Annotated in this window: 8 protein-coding genes; all 8 read right to left on the bottom strand. The window is 62.8% G+C overall.

Annotation, left to right across the window (positions count from 1 at the left end; all coding sequences use genetic code 11):
• Positions 1-108: 108 nt before the first annotated feature.
• Positions 109-909, bottom strand: a complete 801-nt coding sequence (locus CWO89_RS15790) for an alpha/beta hydrolase (RefSeq protein WP_130579711.1) — start codon at positions 907-909, stop codon at positions 109-111.
• Positions 910-927: 18 nt separating this feature from the next.
• Positions 928-2,325 (bottom strand): NAD(P)(+) transhydrogenase (Re/Si-specific) subunit beta, encoded by a 1,398-nt coding sequence (locus tag CWO89_RS15785; RefSeq protein WP_130579710.1) that lies wholly within the window; start codon positions 2,323-2,325, stop codon positions 928-930.
• A gap of 145 nt (positions 2,326-2,470) precedes the next feature.
• A complete protein-coding gene (locus tag CWO89_RS15780) occupies positions 2,471-2,788 on the bottom strand; it encodes a proton-translocating transhydrogenase family protein (protein ID WP_028166994.1) in 318 nt (105 codons plus the stop codon).
• Positions 2,789-2,799: 11 nt separating this feature from the next.
• Positions 2,800-3,927, bottom strand: coding sequence for a Re/Si-specific NAD(P)(+) transhydrogenase subunit alpha (locus CWO89_RS15775; protein WP_130579709.1), 1,128 nt, complete (start codon positions 3,925-3,927; stop codon positions 2,800-2,802).
• Positions 3,928-4,065: 138 nt separating this feature from the next.
• Complete coding sequence (locus tag CWO89_RS15770) at positions 4,066-4,218, bottom strand: aa3-type cytochrome c oxidase subunit IV (protein ID WP_130579708.1); 153 nt, start codon at positions 4,216-4,218, stop codon at positions 4,066-4,068.
• A gap of 82 nt (positions 4,219-4,300) precedes the next feature.
• Positions 4,301-4,696 (bottom strand): type II toxin-antitoxin system death-on-curing family toxin, encoded by a 396-nt coding sequence (locus CWO89_RS15765; RefSeq protein WP_130579707.1) that lies wholly within the window; start codon positions 4,694-4,696, stop codon positions 4,301-4,303.
• A 12-nt stretch (positions 4,697-4,708) separates the two neighbouring features.
• Positions 4,709-4,933, bottom strand: coding sequence for an AbrB/MazE/SpoVT family DNA-binding domain-containing protein (locus tag CWO89_RS15760; RefSeq protein ID WP_130579706.1), 225 nt, complete (start codon positions 4,931-4,933; stop codon positions 4,709-4,711).
• A gap of 99 nt (positions 4,934-5,032) precedes the next feature.
• A complete protein-coding gene (locus tag CWO89_RS15755) occupies positions 5,033-6,910 on the bottom strand; it encodes a M3 family oligoendopeptidase (RefSeq protein WP_130579705.1) in 1,878 nt (625 codons plus the stop codon).
• Between the last annotated feature and the right edge of the window lie 110 nt (positions 6,911-7,020).

Below are 7,020 nucleotides of genomic sequence, written 5' to 3'. Positions count from 1 at the left end.
GGCCAGGTCATCGCCGCGCCGTCGAGCGCCGCCGCGGCGCGCGCCTGCCCCGGCAGCAGCACCAACGCCGATAGGACGAGCACACCATGCCATTTCTTCATTCCACACCTACAAACCGCCAATGAACTGCCGCGCCGTTTCGATTGCGCCATAGTAGTCGAGATTGTCGTGGCCGCCGCCAGCCAATCGAACGAACCGCTTTGGCTCATGCGCCAGCGTGAACAGACGCTCTCCGAACATGATCGGTATCACGGCATCGTCGGTGCCGTGCATGACAAGCAGCGGCGCATTGACGCGCGTAATGCGCTCGTCGGAGCGGAACTGATCGCGCATCAACCAGCGCACCGGCACGAGCGGGAATGCCGCACCGGCAATGTCGACCGTCGAGGTATAGGGCGCCTCCAGGATCAACTTGCCGATCGGCTGTTCCGCAGCCAGTGCGACCGCAACGCCGGTACCGAGCGAAAATCCCCAGACCACGATTCGGTCCGCGGCGTAGCGCGCCGTGGTGAAGGCGTAAGCAGCAGCAGCATCCAGCAGAATGCCGCGCTCGCTCGGATATCCGCTCGAGCCGGCATAGCCGCGGTAGGAGAGCGCGACCAGGCCGGTACCGTCAGACGTCATGGCGCGGAAATGGCTGACTCGCCCTGCGAGAAAATCGCCATTGCCGGGAAAGTACAGGATCACGGGGTGGCCGGGCTTTGCCGGCACGTGCCAGACGATGACCCTTTCGCCATCGCCGGTGGTAAGCACATGTTCCTCGGCTTCAGGAAAGCCGGCCGCTTCCGGCGAGGTTCGCTCCCGCGTCGGAATCGGAAACAGCATCGCGCGCTGCTGGACGAACAGCAGCGCGAGCGCTCCGAGATAACCGACTGCAGCGACGATCAGGAGCCATTTCAGGACGAGCATCGCTGCCCGCAAGCGGCCTCACATCGCCTTGACGATGCTCTCGGTCACCTTCTTGGCATCGCCGAGCAGCATCATGGTGTTGTCGCGATAGAACAGCGGATTGTCGATGCCGGCATAGCCCGAGGCCAGCGAGCGCTTGATGAACATCACCGTGCCGGCCTTCCAGACCTGCAGCACCGGCATGCCGTAGATCGGTGAGGTCTTGTCCTCTTCCGCCGCCGGGTTGGTGACGTCGTTGGCGCCGATCACGAAGGCGACGTCAGCCTGGGCGAATTCGGAGTTGATGTCCTCAAGTTCGAACACCTCGTCATAGGGCACGTTGGCTTCCGCCAGCAGCACGTTCATGTGGCCGGGCATGCGGCCCGCGACCGGGTGGATCGCATACTTCACCTCGACGCCTTCTTTCTTCAGGATGTCGGCCATCTCGCGCAAAGCGTGCTGGGCCTGCGCCACCGCCATGCCATAGCCGGGCACGATGATGACCTTCGAGGCGTTCTTCATGATGAAGGCGGCATCATCAGCCGAGCCGAGCTTGGCCGGCTTCTGCTCGCCGGTCGCGCCGGCCGCCGCCGCGGTCTCACCGCCGAAGCCGCCGAGGATGACCGAGATGAAGGACCGGTTCATCGCGTGGCACATGATGTAGGACAGGATCGCGCCGGAGGAGCCGACCAGCGCGCCGGTGATGATCAGCGCCGAATTGCCGAGCGTGAAACCAATGCCGGCCGCGGCCCAGCCGGAATAGGAGTTCAGCATCGAGATCACGACTGGCATGTCGGCGCCGCCGATCGGGATGATCATGAGCACGCCGAGCGCCAGCGCAATGATGGTGATCAGCCAGAAGTCGAGCGCGCTGCCCGACAGCACGAGGCCGACGATGAAGAACACCAGCGCCAGGGCGAGCGCGACGTTGATGAGGTGACGGAACGGCAGGATGATCGGCGCGCCGCTCATCCGCGCCGACAGTTTCAGGAATGCGATCACCGAGCCGGTGAAGGTCAGCGCGCCGATCGCGACGCCGAGCGACATCTCGATCAGGCTCTGGGTGTGGATATTGCCGGGCGTGCCGATGTCAAAGGCCTCGGGCGCATAGAACGCGCCGGCGGCGACCAGCACCGCGGCCATGCCGACCAGCGAGTGGAACGCGGCGACCAGTTCGGGCATCGAGGTCATCGGCACCCGCCGCGCGATCACGGCGCCGATCGTGCCGCCAATGGCGACACCAAGCACGACCAGCAGCCAGGCAACGCCGTCGGACGGCGGATGGCTCGCGAGCGTGGTCAGAATCGCGATCGCCATGCCGATCATGCCGAACAGGTTGCCCTGCCGCGAGGTGGCGGGGCTCGACAGCCCCCTGAGCGACAGGATGAACAGCACACCCGCCACGAGATACAATAATGCAGAGAGATTGGCGTTCATCTCAGGTCCCCCGTCCTGTCATCATCCGCGAAGGCGGACGATCCAGTAATCCGAAATCGTCGTGCTTCGACGAAACGTCACGGCGTACTGGATGCCCCGCCTGCGCGGGGCATGACGACATCTGTTCGAAACTTCCCATGGCCGCTTACTTGGACTTCTTCTTGTACATCGCCAGCATGCGCTGGGTGACAAGGAAGCCGCCGAAGATGTTCACGCAGGCGAAGATCAGCGCCACGAAGCCGAAGCCACGCGCCCAGCCCGAGCCGCTCGAGATCATGCCGACGCCAACCGCGAGCAGCGCGCCGACCACGATCACCGAGGAGATCGCGTTGGTGACGCTCATCAGCGGCGTATGCAGCGCGGGGGTCACCGACCACACCACGAAATAGCCGACGAACACGGCCAGCACGAAAATGGAAAGCCGGAATACGAAGGGATCGACGGCCTGCGCGATATGCTCCATGGCTTCTCTCCTTAAGCTTTCGGCTGGAAGTTCGGATGGATGACGGCGCCGTCCTTGGTCAGCGCGGTGGATTTCACCAGTTCGTCATCCCAATTGACGGCAAGCGCCTTGTTCGCCTTGTCGACCAGCGTCTCGATGAAAGCCAGCAGGTTGCGGGCATAGAGACCTGAGGCGGAGGCCGCGACACGGCCCGCGACGTTGGTATAGCCGACGATCTTGATGCCATCGACATCGACGACCTCGCCCGCCTTCGCGCCCTCGACATTGCCGCCGCGTTCGACGGCAAGATCGACCAGCACCGAGCCAGGCCGCATCGATTTGACCATGTCCGCGGAGACGAGCATGGGCGCCGGGCGGCCGGGGATCAGCGCCGTCGTGATCACGACGTCCTGCTTCTTGATGTGCTCGGCGGTGAGCGCGGCCTGCTTGGCCTGGTACTCCTTGGACATCTCCTTGGCGTAGCCGCCCGCGGTCTGCGCGTTCTTGAACTCCTCGTCCTCGACCGCGAGGAATTTGGCGCCGAGGCTCTCCACCTGCTCCTTGGTCGCCGGACGCACGTCGGTCGCGGTGACGATGGCCCCTAACCGGCGCGCGGTCGCGATCGCCTGCAGGCCGGCGACGCCGACGCCCATCACGAACACTTTCGCCGCGGGGATCGTGCCGGCCGCGGTCATCATCATCGGAAAGGCGCGGCCAAAGGCTTCGGCGCCCTCGATCACCGCGCGGTAGCCGGCGAGGTTCGCCTGCGAGGACAAGACGTCCATCACCTGCGCGCGGGTGATGCGCGGCATCAACTCCATCGCAAAGGCCGAAATGCCGGCATCCGCCATCGCCTTCAGCGCGGCGTCATTGCCGTAGGGGTCCATGATGGCGATGACGAGCGCGCCGCGCTTGTATTTCGAGAGTTCGGACGCCTCCGGCCGCTTCACCTTGATGACGATGTCGGCATCCTTCACCGCATCCGCGTTCACCGTGGCGCCCACGGCGGTGAATTCCGAATCCGGCAGGCCCGACTTGATGCCCGCGCCCGGCTCGACCGCGACCTCGGCGCCGAGCGCCTTGAGTTTCTTGATAGTGTCAGGGGACGCGGCGACCCGCGGTTCGGACGGGTCGATTTCCTTGGCAACGGCAATCTTCATAAGGCCTCCGGCGGCGCGGGACAGCGCACGCAAGCAAACTTAGCGTTACTCCCGCAACGTTTGGATACCGGTTTTGGGACCGGTTTGAATGCAATTTTTTTGAGCACCGCCGGCATTGGCGGCGCGGCCGGCGAGAGATCAGACCAGGAAGAAGGCCATCAGGATGAGAATGAGGGCGACCGTCGCGGTGCCGTACTTGACCAGCATGATGAAGCCTTCATAGGTCCGCTCATGCTCGATATAGTCGTTGCCGTCGGCGGTGGTGTAAGCCACTTCGCTATGGTTTGCCATCGGTGTCCCCAGTCAAACGTCTATTTATGCCGTGCCAATACCGCAAACCGGATGGCAGGGCAACGCCACCCTGCCTATCGCCTCATTCGGAAGGCCAATTATCCCGAATCCAGCGGCTGAGGCTTTCCTCGCTGACCTCGCCGGCCGCGAGTGAGAGGATGATCGATGTTGCGTGCGCCGGATCAGGACTGAAGTTGACGCCATTCTTGATCAGAAACGTCATCATCGCCATGAAGGCGATCCGCTTGTTCCCATCGACAAAGGCGTGGTTCTTGGCGAGGCCAAACGCATAGGCCGCGGCGAGCTCAGCCAGGGAAGCCTGCTCATAGCTCCATTTGTTGACCGGCCGCTCCAGCGCCGATCGTAGCATGCCCTCATCGCGCAAGCCGGGAGCTCCGCCGAAGCGGCGGAGCTGGCGGGCATGGATGGCGATGGCTTGCTCGTAGGTGATCCAAAGCGGCTCTTTCGGCTCGCTCATTTGGAATTTCCACTACTTCGCAAGCGCGGCCAGCGTATCGCGATACTTGTCCATGACCTCGTCTGCGACTTCCATCGTCCGTTCAAAATCCGGATCGTAGGGAAGCGCCTGAAAGCCGCCGCCCGGAAGTTCAGTGATATGGAGTTGCTGACCGCGCTTGAGGTCGAGCCGCTGCATCAGCTCGCGGGGGAGCAGCAGGCCATCGGAATTCCCGATCTTTTTGATCTCGATTTTCATGGTCAGGTTCCCTGAAGAGCAGCACCAGTCCTGCGTTATACAATTGTATAACGCATTTCCAAGAACCGTTCAACAAATGTTTTACACCCCGGGGAACCGTCAGCCCATCGCCTCGAGCTCGTCGATCATCCCTGAAATCACCGACAGGCCGCCGTCCCAGAATTTCGGGTCCTTAGCGTCGAGGCCGAACGGCCTGAGCAACTCCGAATAGTGCTTGGTTCCGCCGGCAGCGAGCATATCGAGATAGCGTTCCGCAAAGCCTTCGGAGGCATGCTCGTAGACTGCGTAAAGCGAGTTCACCAGGCAGTCACCGAACGCATAGGCGTAGACGTAGAACGGCGAATGGATGAAATGCGGGATATACATCCAGAAATTCTCATAGCCCGGCTTGATTTCGATCGCCGGCCCTAGGCTCTCGTTCTGCACGGAAAGCCAGATCTGGCCGATCCGCTCGGCGGTCAATTCGCCGTTCTTGCGCTCGGTGTGCACCGCGCGCTCGAACGAATAGAACGCGATCTGCCGCACCACGGTGTTGATCATGTCCTCGACCTTGCCAGCGAGCAGCGCCTGGCGCTGCTTGGCGCTCTTGGTCTCGGACAAAAGGCGCTTGAAGGTCAGCATTTCCCCGAACACGCTCGCGGTCTCCGCGAGCGTCAGCGGCGTTGGCGCCATCAGGGCGCCGTTCTTTGCCGCCAGCACCTGATGCACGCCATGGCCTAGCTCGTGCGCGAGCGTCATCACGTCGCGCGGCTTGCCCTGATAGTTCATCAGCACGTAAGGGTGCGCTGACGGCGTGGTCGGATGCGAGAAGGCGCCGGGCGCCTTGCCCGGCCTGACCGGCGCATCGATCCAGCGGTCGGTGAAGAAGCGCTCGGCGATCGCGGCCATGTCGGTGGAAAAACCGCGATAGGCCGATAGCACCATGTTGCGCGCCTCGGGCCAGGCGATCGTGCCGGTCGCGGCAAAGGGCAATGGCGCGTTGCGGTCCCAATGCGGCAGCTTCTTCTTTTTGAACCAGCCCGCCTTCAGCCGGTAGTAGCGATGCGACAGTTTCGGATAGGCGGCGCGCACGGACGCGACCAGCGCATCCACGACCTCGCGCTCGACGCGGTTGTTGAGATGGCGGGAATCGGCGACATCCTGGAAGCCGCGCCAACGGTCGGAAATCTCCTTGTCCTTGGCGAGCGTGTTGGTGACAAGCGCGAAGGTGCGCTCATTGGCCTTGAAGGTTTTCGCCAGCGCCTCCGCCGCCGCCTTGCGCTTTACGCCATCGCGGTCCTGCAGGAAATTGAGCGTCGGCTCGATCGCGAGTTCCTTGGCGCCGACCTTGAAGCGCAGGCCGGCGATGGTCTGGTCGAACAGCCGGTTCCAGGCGGCATAGCCGCTCTGCGACTTCTCGTGGAAAAGCTGCTCGATGCGATCCTCGAGTTGATACGGCTTCTCCTTGCGCAGATCCTCGATCCAGGGCCGGTAATATGCGAGCTCTTCCGCCTGCATCGCGCGCTCGATCACATCATCGTCAATGCGGTTGAGCTCGAGCGCGAAGAACAGAAGATGCGTCGAGGCAGCCGTCAGGCGCTCTGAAACATCGCCGTAAAATTTCGTGATCGCGGGATCGACGCTGTCGCCGGCACGCACCAGGCCGGCAAAGGAGCCGAGCCGGCCGGCGAGATCGTCGATCGCTTCATAGCGTCGCACGGCTTCCGCGAGCCACTTTCCGCCATCTTCCCGCGCCGTATGTTCCGCGAGCTTGCCCCTGTGGTCGGTCTCAAACGCGACGCAATCTGCATCCATCTTCGCAAGGTCGCGCGCGACTTCCGGTGCGTCGATGCCGGAATAGAGATCGACGAGATTCCATTCCGGCAATTTGCCGGTCTTGCCCGCGGTCTTCTTCGCGGCGGACTTGTTTGCAGCGGATTTGGCATTGGCCGGCTTGCGTTGCGTTGGTTTGCGGAGAGCGGAGGAGCGCGAGGTCATCTTGCTGGTAACCTGTGTTCAATCGGAGATGCGGCGGCGAAATGTGCGGGGATGGGCAACGTTTAAGAGGGCGTTAATCGGCTTCGGCGAGAGTGCCCCGATTCGAGACA

Source organism: Bradyrhizobium sp. Leo170, assembly GCF_004296405.1.
GTDB lineage: Bacteria > Pseudomonadota > Alphaproteobacteria > Rhizobiales > Xanthobacteraceae > Bradyrhizobium.
This window is presented reverse-complemented; position numbering and strand designations above follow the sequence as displayed.